At 42.0% G+C, this 15,743-nt stretch carries 18 protein-coding genes; 2 read left to right on the top strand and 16 right to left on the bottom strand.

All coding sequences use genetic code 11. The features are described 5' to 3' along the window. Nucleotides 1-149: 149 nt before the first annotated feature. Nucleotides 150-287, bottom strand: a complete 138-nt coding sequence (locus BQ4305_RS21455) for a hypothetical protein (protein WP_199880672.1) — start codon at nucleotides 285-287, stop codon at nucleotides 150-152. 264 nt (nucleotides 288-551) lie between these two features. Here BQ4305_RS21455 and BQ4305_RS10610 point away from each other — a divergent pair. Beyond that, nucleotides 552-1,672 (top strand): IS3 family transposase gene (locus BQ4305_RS10610; protein ID WP_110927756.1). Its coding sequence is split into 2 segments (ribosomal slippage): nucleotides 552-801 and nucleotides 801-1,672, totalling 1,122 coding nucleotides; the frame shifts between segments, so codons are not numbered across the junction. A gap of 315 nt (nucleotides 1,673-1,987) precedes the next feature. On the opposite strand, the gene BQ4305_RS10605 is transcribed toward BQ4305_RS10610, so the two are convergent. The 9 genes from BQ4305_RS10605 to BQ4305_RS10565 all read right to left on the bottom strand — a co-directional run bounded on the left by BQ4305_RS10605 (nucleotide 1,988) and on the right by BQ4305_RS10565 (nucleotide 7,804). Further along, entirely contained in the window at nucleotides 1,988-2,416 is a 429-nt protein-coding gene (locus tag BQ4305_RS10605; protein WP_110927755.1) for an SMI1/KNR4 family protein, read from the bottom strand. 1 nt (nucleotide 2,417) lies between these two features. After that, nucleotides 2,418-2,663, bottom strand: a complete 246-nt coding sequence (locus BQ4305_RS10600) for an HNH/ENDO VII family nuclease (RefSeq protein WP_324611579.1) — start codon at nucleotides 2,661-2,663, stop codon at nucleotides 2,418-2,420. Nucleotides 2,664-2,675: 12 nt separating this feature from the next. Next, nucleotides 2,676-3,689 carry a hypothetical protein gene (locus BQ4305_RS21865; protein WP_234396930.1) on the bottom strand — a complete coding sequence of 338 codons (1,014 nt, stop codon included), beginning with the start codon at nucleotides 3,687-3,689 and terminating at the stop codon, nucleotides 2,676-2,678. Next, nucleotides 3,653-4,039, bottom strand: coding sequence for a hypothetical protein (locus tag BQ4305_RS10590; protein WP_110927753.1), 387 nt, complete (start codon nucleotides 4,037-4,039; stop codon nucleotides 3,653-3,655). Before BQ4305_RS10590 ends, BQ4305_RS21865 begins: the two co-directional genes overlap by 37 nt. A 30-nt stretch (nucleotides 4,040-4,069) precedes the next feature. After that, entirely contained in the window at nucleotides 4,070-4,201 is a 132-nt protein-coding gene (locus BQ4305_RS22005) for a hypothetical protein (RefSeq protein WP_267888101.1), read from the bottom strand. After that, nucleotides 4,198-4,506 carry a hypothetical protein gene (locus BQ4305_RS10585; RefSeq protein WP_110927752.1) on the bottom strand — a complete coding sequence of 103 codons (309 nt, stop codon included), beginning with the start codon at nucleotides 4,504-4,506 and terminating at the stop codon, nucleotides 4,198-4,200. Before BQ4305_RS10585 ends, BQ4305_RS22005 begins: the two co-directional genes overlap by 4 nt. A gap of 621 nt (nucleotides 4,507-5,127) precedes the next feature. Continuing rightward, complete coding sequence (locus BQ4305_RS10580; RefSeq protein WP_110927751.1) at nucleotides 5,128-5,838, bottom strand: anthrax toxin lethal factor-related metalloendopeptidase; 711 nt, start codon at nucleotides 5,836-5,838, stop codon at nucleotides 5,128-5,130. A gap of 464 nt (nucleotides 5,839-6,302) precedes the next feature. After that, on the bottom strand, nucleotides 6,303-7,067 hold the full coding sequence (locus BQ4305_RS10570) for a TerC family protein (protein ID WP_110927749.1): 765 nt from the start codon (nucleotides 7,065-7,067) through the stop codon (nucleotides 6,303-6,305). Nucleotides 7,068-7,198: 131 nt separating this feature from the next. Then, the gene (locus BQ4305_RS10565; RefSeq protein ID WP_110927748.1) at nucleotides 7,199-7,804 is read right to left on the bottom strand and encodes a YpjP family protein; all 606 of its coding nucleotides are present in this window, start codon (nucleotides 7,802-7,804) and stop codon (nucleotides 7,199-7,201) included. A 352-nt stretch (nucleotides 7,805-8,156) separates the two neighbouring features. Here BQ4305_RS10565 and ggt point away from each other — a divergent pair, with 352 nt between their 5' ends. Next, nucleotides 8,157-9,851, top strand: coding sequence for a gamma-glutamyltransferase (gene ggt, locus BQ4305_RS10560; RefSeq protein WP_110927747.1), 1,695 nt, complete (start codon nucleotides 8,157-8,159; stop codon nucleotides 9,849-9,851). Here the strand turns inward: ggt and BQ4305_RS10555 are convergent. The 6 genes from BQ4305_RS10555 to BQ4305_RS10530 form a co-directional block, all read right to left on the bottom strand. After that, nucleotides 9,848-10,630, bottom strand: coding sequence for a class I SAM-dependent methyltransferase (locus tag BQ4305_RS10555; protein WP_110927746.1), 783 nt, complete (start codon nucleotides 10,628-10,630; stop codon nucleotides 9,848-9,850). The genes ggt and BQ4305_RS10555 overlap by 4 nt on opposite strands. Nucleotides 10,631-10,714: 84 nt before the next feature. Next, nucleotides 10,715-11,149: a BrxA/BrxB family bacilliredoxin gene (locus tag BQ4305_RS10550; protein WP_110927745.1), complete on the bottom strand. Its 435-nt coding sequence runs from the start codon at nucleotides 11,147-11,149 to the stop codon at nucleotides 10,715-10,717. A gap of 174 nt (nucleotides 11,150-11,323) precedes the next feature. Further along, a complete protein-coding gene (locus BQ4305_RS10545; protein WP_110927744.1) occupies nucleotides 11,324-12,454 on the bottom strand; it encodes a conserved virulence factor C family protein in 1,131 nt (376 codons plus the stop codon). Between the two features lie 84 nt (nucleotides 12,455-12,538). After that, nucleotides 12,539-14,425: an ABC-F family ATP-binding cassette domain-containing protein gene (locus BQ4305_RS10540; protein ID WP_110927743.1), complete on the bottom strand. Its 1,887-nt coding sequence runs from the start codon at nucleotides 14,423-14,425 to the stop codon at nucleotides 12,539-12,541. Next, nucleotides 14,422-15,066 (bottom strand): HD domain-containing protein, encoded by a 645-nt coding sequence (locus tag BQ4305_RS10535; RefSeq protein WP_110927742.1) that lies wholly within the window; start codon nucleotides 15,064-15,066, stop codon nucleotides 14,422-14,424. Before BQ4305_RS10535 ends, BQ4305_RS10540 begins: the two co-directional genes overlap by 4 nt. A gap of 176 nt (nucleotides 15,067-15,242) precedes the next feature. Beyond that, nucleotides 15,243-15,719, bottom strand: coding sequence for a glutathione peroxidase (locus tag BQ4305_RS10530; RefSeq protein WP_110927741.1), 477 nt, complete (start codon nucleotides 15,717-15,719; stop codon nucleotides 15,243-15,245). Nucleotides 15,720-15,743: the final 24 nt, after the last annotated feature.

The following is a 15,743-nucleotide window of genomic DNA, read 5'->3' as shown; positions in this document are numbered from 1 at the left end:
AAATGGACTCTTGGTGTTTGCCCCTTTTCCGTTATGTTCGATAAACCTTAGTATTACCTTTTTTCAACAATTATCAAATTAATTGATATAAAAAGGTTCTGCATTTAAAGGATTTCATATTTTATTCTAGCTAAGCTATCATTTCTTACTTAAACTCTCGAGATTTGTATTACCGATTCAAAAAGTGGATAGGTATATGCATGCAGGCCTGCAAGTTCAACTAAATCTTTATCATTGTTTGCTGCTATATTCGGATTAACAGTTGGTGAACCTTTAAGTGTCTCCATTTATTCTACCTGCTTTATTCCTTAATAATATAATCGGGATAACCCCGTTTTAATGAGTTATCTTTAGCTCCTTCAGCACTCTGTTTATCAATGTAGTTATCATTCAGCGAGAAACTGTAAATACCTTTAGGGAGTGAGTCCATTTCTTCTAACTCTTTTGTGACTTGATTAAATATTTCTTCACTTGGTGGATAGGCTACACTTAGTTGGACAGAATTTTTAAGGTCAAGTAGACTACAAATAATACATTTGAGGAGAATCTACATGGCCAAAAGAGAACGCCGAACATTTACTGAAGATTTCAAGCAACAGATCGTGCAGCTGTACCAAAATGGAAAACCAAGAAAAGAGATTATTCGTGAGTATGACCTTACTCCTTCATCTTTAGATAAGTGGGTGAGTCAGAGTCAAAAGTCAGGTTCTTTTAAGGAGAAAGACAATTTAACAGATGAGCAAAAAGAATTGATGGAACTCCGAAAAAGAAATAAGCAGCTAGAAATGGAAAATGACATTTTAAAGCAAGCCGCGCTGATACTAGGACGAAAGTAAATGTAATCAAGAATAACCAACACAAATACTCGATATCAGCAATGTGCAAAGTCCTACAACTCCCTAGAAGTGTCTATTATTATGAAGTAAAAGAAAGAATTGCAGAGGATCCCGTTGTCTCTGATGTAGTCGATATTTTTCACGCAAGCCGTCAAAACTATGGAACACGTAAAATCAAAGTAGAATTAAAAAAGCGCGGTCTTATCGTTTCCAGGCGTAGAATCGGGCGCATAATGCAGGAACAGGGCCTTGTTTCTTCCTATACAATTGCTCAATTTAAACCGCATGCGAAATCCTGTAATGAATCAGAACAGAAGAATGAACTTAATCGTGCGTTTACCCAGGAACAAGAAATGACCGCAATCGTAAGCGATTTAACATACGTAAGGGTTAATCAAAAATGGAACTACGTATGTGTCTTTGTCGATCTCTTTAATCGAGAAATCATCGGTTTTAGTACAGGGCCAAATAAAGATGCATTACTCGTTTATCGTGCAATAGCTTCTATTAAGGTCGATCTTAATAAAATACAGCTATTTCATACCGATCGTGGAAATGAGTTTAAAAACAAATTGATTGATGATGCTTTGAAAACATTTACTATCCAACGATCCTTAAGTATGAAGGGCTGCCCATATGATAATGCAGTAGCCGAAGCAACATTTAAAATCATCAAAACAGAGTTTGTGAAAGGAAGACATTTTAATAGTTTAGTAGAATTAACAAGGGAATTACAAGACTATGTTCACTGGTTTAATAACATACGAATTCATGGAACCCTTGGATATGAAAGCCCAATTGATTACAAGCATAGACACCTTAAAAAAATTGTCTAGTTTAGTGTAGACATACCATTGTTTATGTTGCTCATACATCTTTCTTTTTGTTACTAGCTTAACGTGTTTGTATGTTGCCACCTTTAACATTACTTGCTTTGTCATTCTCGTGTGCAAATATAAATCGAGTAGTAAGTGTGGCTGTATATTTTAAATGTCACTGCAACCAATCTCGTAAGTTTGCTAACCATCATGAGTTTTTGATTCAAAAGTGATATTGTTTTAACCATAAAGTTCTTAAAGTCAAAAACCTTGAAAGGTATATTACCAATCAAGGTTTTAAGTATCTCTGAATTAACTTTTATTGGACCATAATTAACAATTAAAATATGCCTTCAAGAAATCAAAAAACGATGACCAACTTTCCTTTAACTCACCTTTAATAAGTAGTTCATCTCCACCCTCAAAATTAACTATATAAACTTTATCTGTTATAGTATCTAGTACTAATACAGCATTTGCTGACATTTCACTTAAAACCAGATATTGCTTCGGAAAACCATGTTCTTTTCTAGAAATGAGTGTGTATGATTTAATATTGTTTTCTTCGTCTACTATATCTAGTAATTCAAAGGGTACATGCTCTTCCCAAAAAGGTCCTGCATACTGGATATAAAATTCTTGGAAAGTATCCGATGCGTTTACACCTAGCCTTACTAAAGCATCCTGTACTAGATTGCTATCTTCACGTTTATATATTTCTTCTCCTAGAACTTCATCTAGTCTCTCAGGCAATATTCTCATTTTATCTTCCTCCTAAAGCTTCTTCTCCTCGTATTTTCCAATAGTTAATAGAATCTACTTTTTGAAACGCTCCTCTAGTTGTCTCATCCATTGGATAAAATGGGTTTAACTTCCCTTTATAAGGATGTAGTGGAGCTCTTTTAGCATTAGCAATATTATGGTACCTTGTTGAAGCTTCATATAATGGTCCAACACCTTTTTGTTGTGAATGATGCAATGTTGCAACACTACCTGCTTCATCAAGAATAGGAGCAAGTCCTTATTTCGCAGATGCTTCAGCATTTGTTAGCCCGCGACCTTTTTTAGCACCTTTTGTTCGGACCATATCCCAATTAATATCTCCTCTTTGATATACTTTATAAGTAAATCCTGTGCCATCTTTACCTGCATTATACTCTACACTTCGAGTAAAATATTTATTATTTTTATAGTCCTTTAGATGTTGATAAGTTTCTTTACCCGTACCCTTAGTAACACTCCCAGCTCCCTTCCCCTCAATCTTCACAGGAGACGCCGGAACAATCGAATCCATCCGATTTTCGATCGTGGTTCTGTTCATCATATTGATGGGTGCTTGATTCGCCGCACTTAGCTGGAAGGACGGATTGGGCATCAAGCTTCGTCTAAAGAACTGGGTGACATCCTGGACGTATTGTTGGCCGCCATTTTTTATATGGCTCGGCCATGCAGCGTTTTCTTTCTTGATTCCGCCCAAGCCTTGGACGGATTCTGTTGGCTTTTTGGAGATGGCTGAGCGGGTTCCGCCGGCTTTATTGATACTTTTTTCTACTTTTAACAGCTTGAGGTATTTGGCTTGGCCGGCGTATGGGATGAAGGAAGTAGCTGCACTTCCTGATGCGTACATGATTCCTTCTGTTTCGGCGGTATCTGATATAGATTGAGCCATCGATTCAAGGATAATGACCGGATCTTCTATGATCAGCTCGAGCGTTTCCGCAGCACTCTCTATCCTTTTATCTGAAGCTTTTTTTAGAAAATCCGGTTCTATATTATCTGGAATCAGGTCTGATACGGCAATGATGCCAGCATCGATAATAAGCGTAACAAGGCCTTTTGCTATCTCATAAAGCGCTGTAGCTAACCCTTTTACAAAATTCCCGACTCCTTCTGCTGTGACAGAAGCCACTTCATTTATCTTTTCATAAAAATTCATATAGCGATCTTGGACCGCCGCGGCCTTGTTTGCATATTCATCATCTGTGTTTTCAAACTTTTTTACTTTTGACTCGTAGAGGTCCCACAGCTCCTCCATTTTATGTTTAAGCCTGGATGAGCGGATTCCATGTCGTTTCGAAGGCTTGCCAGCTTCTGTTGATTAGATCTGCTTCGCTCTTTTTCTTCCGGATCTGCATCGTCCAACAGACTAGACAGAAGGCTTGGGGACCGATTGGCTTCCAAGATTGCACGGGTAAGGCTGTTCGTTACTGTCCATTCAATCTGTGAGAGATTCCCCCAAATATCGTTTCGGTCGACTCTCATCATGCTGTTTCTGGAAATAGGTGTGATATAAGCTGTTGTATCAGCCACATAGCTTTCAAACAATGTCAATAAATCCTCGATTTGCGTCTGATAGCTTTGGATATTTTTCTTGGATTGCTGCATGAGCTCTTCCCAGGCTTCCAGGCTCTTTCCTTAGTTCCTCTCTGCGTAGACCGCTATTATATTCAGGGAACGCTGCATCTGATGCAGGGCCTGCCTGTATGTATGAAGCTGTTCAATGATCTGGTCCAGCGTTCCATAGTTGATTTGGATGTCCCGTTTCATGACTGCCCGCTCCGAATCGCCTTGCTTACTTCTTCGTCTGCCTTTTTCATTTCTTCCAAGATTCCTTTACCGGCTGCATGGACGTCATTCATGTTTTTTACTAAATCCGTATTGATATCATTGTTCATATAGTCCAGAATCGCATCCACTTTTTCTATGAAATCCGAATGGAAGTTTTTCAGCTGATTTCTAGTACCCGTCCGGAAGGTGTCTGTGTAACTGCTAAACTCGTTGATACTGGATTGCAGGGTTTGTAAAGCGGCCTGCAGCTCTCGGATATCCATCTTGATATGTGCGGTTCCCAATTCCTACACTCCTCTCTGCTATTTTCTCATCAAAAATGCACGGATTCAATGGCAGCAATGAACTGATTTTGTTGGGTGATCACTTCCTTCTGCTTGTTCACAGATCTCCTCTTGTTAAGAAGAGATCAAATTTATTGCGAAGCAGACGTATAGTTTGCCATTCTCGTTCCTTTTTAATCCACTCCCTTCCTTACATTCTAGATTTTTACATAATCTATTATAAACGAATGATTTGGAAATGAAATAGTCCATAACAGTAATATCCACTGCTCTCGTACAGATGCTTTGCTGAATCTCACAGCGGATGATCCTGACCTTCCAGCCTATCCTATTTGATCCCCTTATCAGCTGAAATTATCTGTATCCATGTTCAGTTATTTAATAATTCTAAGAGAGCCGTGGCGCAGAACATTGCTTACGAAAATCGACGAAGGCCTCAAATAGATCCTCGTCTTTTACTTAATAAGACTTTTTTCAAGTCTTCCAAACATAAAAAATAGCCATTCTATGAGAAATGGCTGTATTGCTATCATTATATTTGATTTGTGCCCTAATCTTTCATCTGCATTTTACGTTCTTACAGTCATCTATAATTGTACCTTACGCATGATTCCTTAGCATTTACTTCAGCCTTTCGATATAGTGGAATGTTTTGGGGGCCAGGTGCAGCAAGACTCCACGGTTGAACTGGTCATGATAATACATGGCAAAGCACTCAGCAAAATATTCTTCCGGATAATCAATAAAATAGGCATTATTCGGGAATAACCTGGGGGCTTCCTCACGCCAGATGGCTAAAAATTTACCATCCTCCCGAATTTGATCAAAAACAATGCGATCCACTGAATGGGCCAGTTCATGAAGCTCCAAATTGACAGAACCATGCCCTTTCCCTTTCTCACTTGCGCCAATTTTAATGAAGACGGTACGTCCTCCGCCCATTCCGGGAACATCATCCCACTTTGTGTCTTTATTTTTATATCCGCGCGGCGTTTCTCCCCTCAAATCAGCGGCCTGCTGATTGTCGGTCAGCGATCCATTGAATAATTTCAAATGAATATGTTGATTGTTGATTTTCGAAAGCAGGGAATTCGGAAGAAAGTCAATCGTATGTATGATTTGTTTGGTTTCTTCCATGTCAAATGAGTCCTCTGGAAAAACAAATAAACTGCGGAGTACAGGATTTTCATCAAATTCTTCTACGTCGTTCAATGGGTGTGCTTTCGGAAGGTCCCTCCATAGGCGGCCATCTATGTCAGCATTTGAAAAAGTGTAAAGGGAGAAAAAACAGATGACAAGACTGATCATAAATACTGAATATTTTAAGATCATACATTTCTCCCCTTTCTAAAAATATTATTCTTGAATATTATTAAGTATAGCATGCAGGTAGACATCTTACAGACTATGAATTAATGGAAATTATCCTTCAATCTTATCAGTCACCTTTTTTCCGTCCTAGACATAAAAAGCATTATAAAGGGATAAAAGGTGATAATGATGAGACCTTATGGACGTTACAGCCAATTACACAGTAAAAAGGAAGCTGAAGAAGTAATTCTTGTATACAGCTCTAAAGTGTTTTTCTTTCTTGATCTTTTGTTAATGACCCTTTTCCTCGGTGTCTTGCTCTTGCCTCTCGTTTCCTCTAAACCTGCTGTTTCTCTGATTACTGGGTCGTTTTTTATTTTCTTTTTTGTATTGCTTCAATGCTTTGTCTTTGAAAAAAAGGGAGCAAATTCAAAAAAAGATCGGCCGCTTTGAAGCAGCCGATCTCATGTACATATTGAAATGGATTATTTATGAACAGATGTTCTTCTCTTCTGGAAATGCATCAAAATCGTTCCCGCAAAAATAACAAGGATGACGATAAAGAAAATCACTGCAGGAATTTCGTAACCGATTACTTCCGCAATCATTTTTAACGCAATGAAAGCAATTAAAACATAGGCAGCCGTCTCAAGCTCTGGGATTTTATCGATTAATTGCAGGAATACTCCCGCTACTCCCCTCATCATTAACACACCGAGAATTCCGCCGAGAAGCAGTACCCAAACCTCATTGCTTACACCAAAAGCAGCAAGGACACTGTCTACAGAAAAAGCAATATCCATTAATTCAACTGTGACAACTGTTCCCCAGAAGGTTCCAAAGATCCTGATGAGGAGGCTTCCTTTTTTAATCCCTTCCAGTTCTTCCTCTTCTTCACCGCCAGACTTCTTGTCCCGGAAATATTTATAGCTGAGCCAGGCAAGATAGCCTGCACCGATGATCTTCACCCACCAAAGCTTGATAAGGTAAACCCCGATGCCGATCGCAATGAAACGAAAGGCATAGGCTCCAAGAAGACCGTAAAACAAAGCCTTTTTTCTTTGTTTGGCAGGCAGATGACGCACCAGCACAGCAAGCACTAGAGCATTATCCGCTGAAAGGAGGCCTTCCATCACGATAAGGGTTCCGATTAAGCCCCAGCTTACCGGATCAGTCAAGACTTCTCCCCACATATTCCAATCAAAAAATTGTGAGTACGTAGATAAAATACTGCTGAATATTTCTGACATTTTCCATTCTCCTCGATTCATATCTAAAGCCCTTGAAAAAAGAAAAAACGCTGCAGTCACAGCGCATTCCGAAGAACTTAACTTACTTAACTATTTTACTCCTATATTCTGCTAATTTCAATATTTCCTCTTCAAGACAGCAATCTGCTTCCCCAAGCCGGCGGTGTATTTTTATCCCAATAGATCGAACCCAGTTCATGATGCGCAGAAAAATGATCATGATAGGTATGATAATGGAAATTAAACCAATATCCTTCTAACGGGGGCCTTTCCCTTCGAACATGGAAACGAATGATATCTTCACCTGTCAGGCTGTCCATAATATGAAAGATTTTTTCTCCTTTTCCAAAGCTCGGCTGTTCTGAAATGGAAAGGAACTGCAATTTTTCATCAGGGATTTGATCAGCCATTTCCTCGATTGTCCGTTCAATATTCGGTAAAATCGCGAGCCTGAATTCATTGCCAATTTTAGGGCTGATTTTTTCACCGAATTTTCTGAAAGAATTTTCTTCAGCCTTTCCTTTCAGCTCGTCCAAAAATTGTTCACGGACAAACGGCGGTTCGCTCTCCTCTGCCTCAGAGTATAGGAATTCCCGGCTTTCAAATAAATCTTTCTTAGGGGATTTTACTGCATCTGCATTTGCCAGCCAGGATAAATCTCCGGGAGTGACCAAACCGAATGTCACGATGGATATGAGAATGACCAGGCTCTTTTGAAGCCATTTTTTTACGACCATGTTTCCCTCACCCGTTCTGCTGATTTTTTATGTCTCAAGTATACCTGGCTGCGCTTAAAAATACGAATATATAGTAGGCAATGTTTTGAAAAACTTAAATAAGGGGATTAAAAAGTACAAGAAAAGAAGACTTCAAGGAATAGCACGGTAAATATAAGTGAAACAATAAGAAATACAATTGAAGAGGAGGGATTGGTATGGGAGCATCTGCAGGCATGGTCATTCTCAGCTTATTCACCCTTGGGTACTTTATTTACCTGGAGATAGCAGATTAAATCTATTCTTAACCTTGTTGTCCATATAACAAGGTATCTTTTTATTTCAATGTCAAGTTTTTCTGGAGGATAAGGATATGGTTAGTAAAAATGATTTTAAAGGACGCACTCCATACAGTGATTACATAAGAGAAACAGCAGAAGGAAATGCCGGCATGGTGGCAACGGCCCATCCAATAGCATCTGAGGTGGGACAGAAAATCCTGCGCGAAGGCGGAAATGCTGTCGATGCAGCAGTAGCCATCCAGTTTGCCCTCAATGTCGTGGAACCGATGATGACAGGGATTGGCGGAAGCGGATTCATGATGGTTTATGATGCCAAAACAAAAAAGACAAAAATTTTCGATGGTCACGTCCGGGCTCCGAAAGCTGCTCACCCTAACATGTTCCTGGATGAAACAGGCGAAGTTATCCCGTTTAGAAAACGTTCCACTAAGGCAACTGCCGTCGGTGTCCCCGGCATATTAAAAGCGATGGATGCAGCTTTGCGTCAATATGGTTCCAAGCCTCTAGCAGAGCTGATTGAACCTTCCATAGCCCACGCTGAAAATGGCGTGGAAGTCAATTTCGTCCTCTGTGACGCCTTAGAGAACTTTGAATACAGGCTTGGAGATGTGGCTAAGAATTTTTTCCTCCCCGAAGGAAAAAAGCTGAAGCCCGGTGACATTCTGAAAAAAGAGCATCTCGCTAAAACCTACAGAATTCTTCAAGAAAAAGGCATTTCCGCTTTTTATGAAGGAGAAATCGGCGAAGCGATTATCCGTTCTATAAAAAAGTTAGGCGGATTCATGGAGATGGATGATTTACAATCTTACCGGATTACTGAAGATGAACCAATGCGCGGTACGTATAAAGGGTATGAAATTGTGTCCTCTTTCGCGCCAAGTGCCGGCGGTTTTTCTGTCCTCCAAATCCTGAAAATATTAGAGAGCTTCAAGATTGAACAGTATGATGTACGTTCTTGGGAAAAATATTATCTGATTGCTGAAGCCATGAGGCTTGCCTTCGAAGATAAAAAAGCGTTCATGGCCGATCCAGAATATGCTGAACTGCCGCTTTCAGGCTTATTCCACCCAGAATACATCAGCGAGAGACGGAAATTCATCAATTTTGAAGAGAGAAACAATGAAGTGAATTTTGGAAATCCATGGAAATATGATAAAGTAACCGAAAGACAAATTGTCAGTCAGCCATTTGAAAAGGAACAGAGTGAAACAACTCATTTTACAGTCCAAGACCAATGGGGAAATATCGTTGCCTGCACATCGACCGTCGAACACCCCTTTGGCTGCGGCATCATGGTAGAAGATTACGGCTTTATCCTGAATAATGAATTAACCGATTTCGACTCTGTCCCAGGCGGCATGAACGAGGTCGAGCCTGGGAAGAGACCGGTCAGCTGCAAGAGTCCGACGATTATTTTCAAAGATGGCAAACCCATCTTGACCCTTGGCTCTCCAGGAGGACCCACCATCATCAGTTCTGTTGTCCAGACGATTATTCACTTCCTTGATTTCAATCTGGATATTAAATCGGCGATTGAAGAGCCTAGAATCTTCACCCCGATGGGACCTCATATTGAATGGGAAGCTGGGATTGACATGAACAGCAAAGGTCACTTGGAAGGCATGGGGTACGTATTTAATGATGTCCCCCACTCGATTGGCAATGTCCAGGCCATCCATATGGATCAGGAAAATGGAATCAGCTATGGAGCGGCTGATTCAAGCAGAGAGGGCTGTGCGTTAGGACTCGATAAAGAAGACTTTTAACAGCCGGTTTCCAAATAGCCAAAATGAAACTTAGAAGTTTTTCGGACCAAGACTTGAAAGCCAAACTGAGCGAAGCGGGGGCTGCGGAAATGATCTTTTAACACGACTCTTTTCCGGGCTACCCGCTTTGCTTCATTTATGGCCTCTTTCGTTAATGCGTCCTTTGTCGAAAAAGGATCAATCGCTCTGATTGCACTTGATTCATGAATCGCCTCATCGAACATCGGGTCAAAATAAACAATATCCCAGGATTTATCCGGAAGACTTTTAAGAATTTCCAGGTGACGTCCGTTCACGACCTTCACTCTGCGCATCGCTTCTCGAATCTCTTCTTCACCGCTCTCCCAATCCTGCAGCCCTTTTTCTAAAATCCGGGCCAGGTGCTTGCTCCCCTCTATCCCTGTTACAGCCCCTTTCTCTCCGATATAAAAGCTGGCTACGACTGCATCAGAACCCAGTCCTAACGTGCAATCCAGCACACTGTCTCCTCGGTTCATGCCTGCAGCTTCTATGTATGGATCTGTTTCCCCATGTAAAAGCCGCTTTATTCGGATGGCAGCCATATTAGGATGAAAAAAGAAAGGCTGATTGGAGTTATTGGTATATAACTCCATTCTTTGTTTCCCGTAGACTAGGCATTCACTGTCCTGGTTTTCCTCGAGAAGCAATGGAATGGATTTTTTTCTTCGCGGTATATAGGGCACCTTCCAATCCGCTGCTGTAGCTTCTGCTTTTTGGATGACTTCGGCATCTGCCCGGCCTGCAGCCGTTACAAACATTTCTCAACCCCTCTTTCAATCTGTACATATGTTTTGGGAAATTCAGCATAAAGAAAGGGTGCCTTTTAAAGCACCCGTTTTTTCTTATTTCAATTGTTCAAAAGAAGTTAAAAGATTTTCTTTGATAGTTTCCATCGGATAGCCTTCGATATCATGACGATGGATAAAATGGATGACTTCCTTGCCTTTTAAAAGTGCCATGGATGGAGATGAAGGGGGAATCTCCCCGAAGTATTCTCTCATTTTAGCAGTTGCCTCTTTATCTTGACCGGCAAATACGGTTACAAGATGATCCGGCTTTGCATCCGATTCTGCCACTGCTTCTGTCGCTGCCGGACGTGCCAGCCCAGCTGCACAGCCACAGACAGAGTTTACCACCACTAATGTTGTGCCTTCCGCATTTTCCATGAAATCTTCTACGGCTTCTGCTGATTCCAATTCTTCAAACCCGGCCTGGACAAGTTCCTGTCTCATCGGCTTAACCATCTGTCTCATATATTCTTCATATGCCATTGACATTTTATCTTCCTCCTTTAGTCATTCCATATCCTTAGGATACTATAGTTTTATTCAAACATGCAAAAACGGCGCCTGCATACCCACTCCTGCACAGCTATGTAAATCTGTATCCAAGCCGAGCAGACTCATCCAAAAAGAAGCTGCCTGAATGGGCCAGCTCCTTTTTGGCAGTATTTATTCTCCCTGTCTCGCCTCAGTCATTTGTTTCCATACCGAGCCTTTCGCTTCTTCCCCGTTCTCAATTCGGGCAATCGCCATTTTCACCTGGAGGGCAACTTCGAATTCTGGGTCGCTTTCCGCTTCTTTCAAGGCCTCAAGCACACTGCTGTCCCCGGATTCATATAGGAACATCGCAGCTCTCCAACGTACAAGCTTGCTCTTATCCTTCAGCGCCTTGGCCATTTCCTCCTTAGCTGCTTCAAATCCAAGATCCGACAGACAGTCTCCGGCTGTCCGGCGAACAGCGGCGCTCTTATCATTCAATCCCTTATAAAGAGATTCCAATACTCTTTCATCTTCAATCATGCCAAGGTAAACCACAGCCAGCCTGCGAATGGATACTTTAGGGTCAGCCAGCGCTTTCTCCAGCAATGGAATGTCCTCCACTGTTGGATCTTCCATTTGGTCAAGCGCCTGATAGCGTTTTTCCCAGTCCTCTTCTTCCAGCATAGCTGCTGTTAATTTCACGCGGGGTCTTCTGACGGCTGGATCTTTCTTTCCTTCTGTTTCCTTCGCTGCCTTTACCAGCTGCTCCAGACGCTCTTTCGGAAAAGCAGCTGACAATTCCTCACGTACCTCTTTTCCGATATCCTCCATATCACCGTACCGCACGCCATAGTCCTTCCACTTTCGAAGAAGGACAACATTATCCTCTTCTTTTTGAGCTTCAGCCACAGCCTTCACAAAATGTTCAGGCATAGCAAAGCGTTTTTCTGTCATACCGTCATTCAGCTTAATTTGCATCGGTATTCCTTTAAATTGCTGGATCAGAACTGAAACCTCACCGTAATGGTCGAGAAGTTCTGCATTGGAATCCACGTTTTCCGCTTCCTCGCCAAAAGTCTGGCGGATTTTAACTAGGATATCTTTCCAGTCATATTTCGCATTTCTTTCAACAGCCAGGAAATCGGCTACATGATATACCCCTTTCACTCCCTCAACCTCAAGGATATTTCGGATGATTTCAGGGGCGTGCTCTGCCTGTTCCTTTTTATAGTTGTTACTCTTACCGGAAGGAAGTTCCTCCGTAAGATTGATTTTCATTGTATTTGGACTTGGTGTTGGCTCAATCGATTTTATTTTCAAAACGCTCTCTCCTTTTTTTTAGTAAAGGGGTATTTTACCTGAATTCTACCATACAGTCAGGCAAGATTCATGGCCGCGGACTTGTTATTCTTCCTCTTCCAGTTTTTCGGCGAGATACGCCCAGCGTTCCATCATGTGCTCAAGCTGTTCGTTCAGCTCGCTTTCCTCTGTCAGAAGGAGGCGCACCACTTCATAGTCACTGCCTGCAGAAGCCATTTCAGCTGTAATTTGCTTCAGCCTCTCTTCTGCCTGTTCCATCTTCCCTTCAATTTCTTCCCATTCCTTAGTCTCAGCATAAGTCAGCTTCTTCTTTTTTCGTTCCTGGCGCTGTTTGGCCGGCTGAGCTTCCTTGACTGGCGGACTTGCTTCCTCCGTTTTAGCGGCATCAATGTATTCAGAATAGCTGCCAAAGAAAAACTCCAGGCTGCCTTTTTCCTTAAAAGCAATTAACTGTGTGCATACTTTATCAAGGAAATATCGATCATGAGAAACAGTAATGACAACCCCTGGGAAGGTCTCCAGATAATCCTCCAGAACCGTAAGCGTCTGCGTATCCAGATCATTAGTCGGCTCATCCAATAACAGAACATTCGGAGCGGACATTAAGATATTCAAGAGGAAAAGTCTTCGTTTTTCCCCGCCTGAAAGTTTCCTGATCGGTGTGCCGTGGGTGTGAAGCGGGAAGAGAAACCGTTCCAGCATTTGAGCGGCCGAAATATAGGAGCCATCTTTAAGCTGAATGGAGTCTGCTGTTTCCCGGATATATTCAATCATCCTCAAATTCCCGTCCATCTCTGTATTTTCCTGAGTATAATAGCCTATCTTCACGGTCTGCCCGATATCCATGCTCCCGCTGTCGATATCGATACGGCCGGCAAGAATATTCATTAAGGTCGATTTCCCGCTTCCGTTTGGACCGACGATTCCGATTCGGTCACCAGGTTTGAAGAGATATGAAAAAGAATCAATAATTTTTTCTCCGGCAAACGACTTATTTACACCTTTAAGCTCAAACACTTTTTTCCCAAGTCTTGTCCCGTTCATTTCCATTTCAAGACTTTCTTTGCTTTTCTTATCTTTTATATCTCCTTCGAGGTCTTCAAATCGCTTAATCCTTGCCTTTTGCTTGGTGCTTCGCGCCTTGGCCCCAGTTCGAATCCAGGCCAGTTCCTTCTTAAACAGGCTCTCTTTTTTGCCTCTTTCCGCCGATTCGTTTTCTTCTCTCACTGCTTTTGCTTCCAGGTAATCCGCATAATTGCCCTTGTACTCATGAAGACGCGAGTCAGACAGCTCCCAAATTTTGCTGGAAACCCGATCGAGGAAATAGCGGTCATGGGTTACGAACAGGACAGCGCCCTGAAACTTCTGCAAGTAGTCTTCCAGCCAGGAAATGCTGTCAAAATCCAGATGGTTCGTCGGTTCGTCTAAAATAAGCAGGTCAGGGTTCTCAATCAGTGTCTTCGCCAAGGCCGCTCTCTTCTTCTGGCCCCCTGAAAGCGAGCCGATCAATTTACTGAAATCAGGCAGTCCAAGCTTTGTCAAATAGATTTTGGCATTTGCACTTGTATCCCAGGCATTCAGGGCATCCATTTCCTGCTGTTCCTTGATTAGAAGAGCCTGTAGGTCCGAATCTTCAGGGTGTTGCTGAAGCTTGGCCAGTGTGTGCTCATATCTTTTCAGTAAACGGAACACCGGTGTATCTCCGTCAAACAGATAATCCATAATGGTAGACTCGCCGTCCATAGCAGGTTCTTGTTCTAAGTATGAAATGCGGTAGTCGTTTGGATGATCTTTAGTTCCAAAATCCGTTTCTTCTTTGCCTGCAATGATATTCAGAAGCGTGGACTTCCCCGTCCCATTAATGCCGACTATTCCAATCTTTTCTCCTTGCGGGACAGAAAATGAAATCTCTTTGAATAATAGCTTCTCCCCCTGGGTTTTAGTGACATGTTCCATACTGTATACTTTCATAGTTTTACATCCCATTCCTTATAAAATTGCTGTAAGAATTCTTCTATAAATGAATGCCTTTCCCCGGCTATTTTCTTTGCTGTATCCGTATGCAGCATTTCTTCAAGCTTCAGGATTTTTTCATAAAAATGATGGACGGAAGAACTCTTGCCATTTCTGTATTCTTCTTTGGACATCATCTCCCTTACCGGAAGATCAGGATCATACATTGGCTGTCCCTTTTTCCCCCCATAGGCAAATGTCCTGGCAATCCCGATCGCTCCGAGAGCATCCAGCCTGTCTGCATCCTGCACAATCTCAGCCTCTGCTGAAGGAAGTGCTGTGAACCCAGCGCTGAAGGAAATGGTATCTATAATCTCCTGGATCTTTGGAATCATGTCTTCAGAAAGTCCGATTCCCAGATATATGCTTTGAAGTTTAACCTGTCCTGCCTTTTCAGACCCGGCTATCTTGTCATCCGGAATATCATGCAGCAGAGCGGCCATTTCAATGATAAAAGCATCGCCGCGCTGTTCAGCTCCTGCTATATGTAAGGCAAGCTTCCGTACACGATCAATATGGAACCAATCATGTCCGCTTGCATCTGATTGCAATAGTTCCTTTACACGCACTTCGGTTTTTTCAATCCACTCTTTTTTCATCTAATCCCTCCGCAGCTATCCTTTATTCTACCATGGTTCTGTCTGTGCGGAAATTCTCCTGTCTTGGCGGCTTCTTCAGAAAAAAAGCCTGCCGGACTCCCGGCAGACTAAAAAGCAGCTGAATCTCTTATATCTCGGCGGCTCCCAGGCTGTCCTGCTTTTTGGATAAAGACTTTTTAGAGAAGTTTTTTTATGTCCTCTTCCATTTCATAAGGCTTTGTCTGCGGAGCATACCGATTGACGATGTTTCCTTCCCGGTCAATAAGGAACTTCGTGAAATTCCATTTTATTGATTTAGACCCCATCATCCCCGGGGCATTTTCAGATAAATAACGGAAAAGCGGATGTGCCTCCCTGCCTTTCACAAGTACTTTGGCAAACATCGGAAAAGTAACGCCGCGATTGAGCCGGCAATAAGCATCAATTTCTAAATTATCGCCTGGCTCTTGATTCAAAAACTGATTGCACGGAAAGCCCAAAATGACAAGACCTTCATCCATATACCGCTCATACAAGCCCTGGAGATCATCATATTGAGGGGCAAAGCCGCATTTGCTTGCCGTATTTACGATAACGATTACTTTGCCGCGGTATTCATCCAAAGATACAGCCTCACCATTAATTTTATCGACTTTGAACTCGTAGATCGACAAGAAAATCACTCCTCTGTTTTGCTC

Source organism: Bacillus massiliglaciei (assembly GCF_900098925.1).
Taxonomy (GTDB): Bacteria; Bacillota; Bacilli; order Bacillales; family DSM-1321; genus Peribacillus; species Peribacillus massiliglaciei.
This window is presented reverse-complemented; position numbering and strand designations above follow the sequence as displayed.

What these genes read in the sequence shown, in the direction of transcription:
- BQ4305_RS21455 (WP_199880672.1), bottom strand. Translation starts at nt 287, where the DNA reads ATGGAGACACTTAAAGGTTCACCAACTGTTAATCCGAATATAGCAGCA.
- BQ4305_RS10605 (WP_110927755.1), bottom strand. Translation starts at nt 2,416, where the DNA reads ATGAGAATATTGCCTGAGAGACTAGATGAAGTTCTAGGAGAAGAAATA.
- BQ4305_RS21865 (WP_234396930.1), bottom strand. Translation starts at nt 3,689, where the DNA reads ATGGAGGAGCTGTGGGACCTCTACGAGTCAAAAGTAAAAAAGTTTGAA.
- BQ4305_RS10590 (WP_110927753.1), bottom strand. Translation starts at nt 4,039, where the DNA reads ATGCAGCAATCCAAGAAAAATATCCAAAGCTATCAGACGCAAATCGAG.
- BQ4305_RS22005 (WP_267888101.1), bottom strand. Translation starts at nt 4,201, where the DNA reads ATGAAACGGGACATCCAAATCAACTATGGAACGCTGGACCAGATCATT.
- BQ4305_RS10580 (WP_110927751.1), bottom strand. Translation starts at nt 5,838, where the DNA reads ATGATCTTAAAATATTCAGTATTTATGATCAGTCTTGTCATCTGTTTT.
- BQ4305_RS10570 (WP_110927749.1), bottom strand. Translation starts at nt 7,067, where the DNA reads ATGTCAGAAATATTCAGCAGTATTTTATCTACGTACTCACAATTTTTT.
- BQ4305_RS10565 (WP_110927748.1), bottom strand. Translation starts at nt 7,804, where the DNA reads ATGGTCGTAAAAAAATGGCTTCAAAAGAGCCTGGTCATTCTCATATCC.
- ggt (WP_110927747.1), top strand. Translation starts at nt 8,157, where the DNA reads ATGGTTAGTAAAAATGATTTTAAAGGACGCACTCCATACAGTGATTAC.
- BQ4305_RS10555 (WP_110927746.1), bottom strand. Translation starts at nt 10,630, where the DNA reads ATGTTTGTAACGGCTGCAGGCCGGGCAGATGCCGAAGTCATCCAAAAA.
- BQ4305_RS10550 (WP_110927745.1), bottom strand. Translation starts at nt 11,149, where the DNA reads ATGTCAATGGCATATGAAGAATATATGAGACAGATGGTTAAGCCGATG.
- BQ4305_RS10540 (WP_110927743.1), bottom strand. Translation starts at nt 14,425, where the DNA reads ATGAAAGTATACAGTATGGAACATGTCACTAAAACCCAGGGGGAGAAG.
- BQ4305_RS10535 (WP_110927742.1), bottom strand. Translation starts at nt 15,066, where the DNA reads ATGAAAAAAGAGTGGATTGAAAAAACCGAAGTGCGTGTAAAGGAACTA.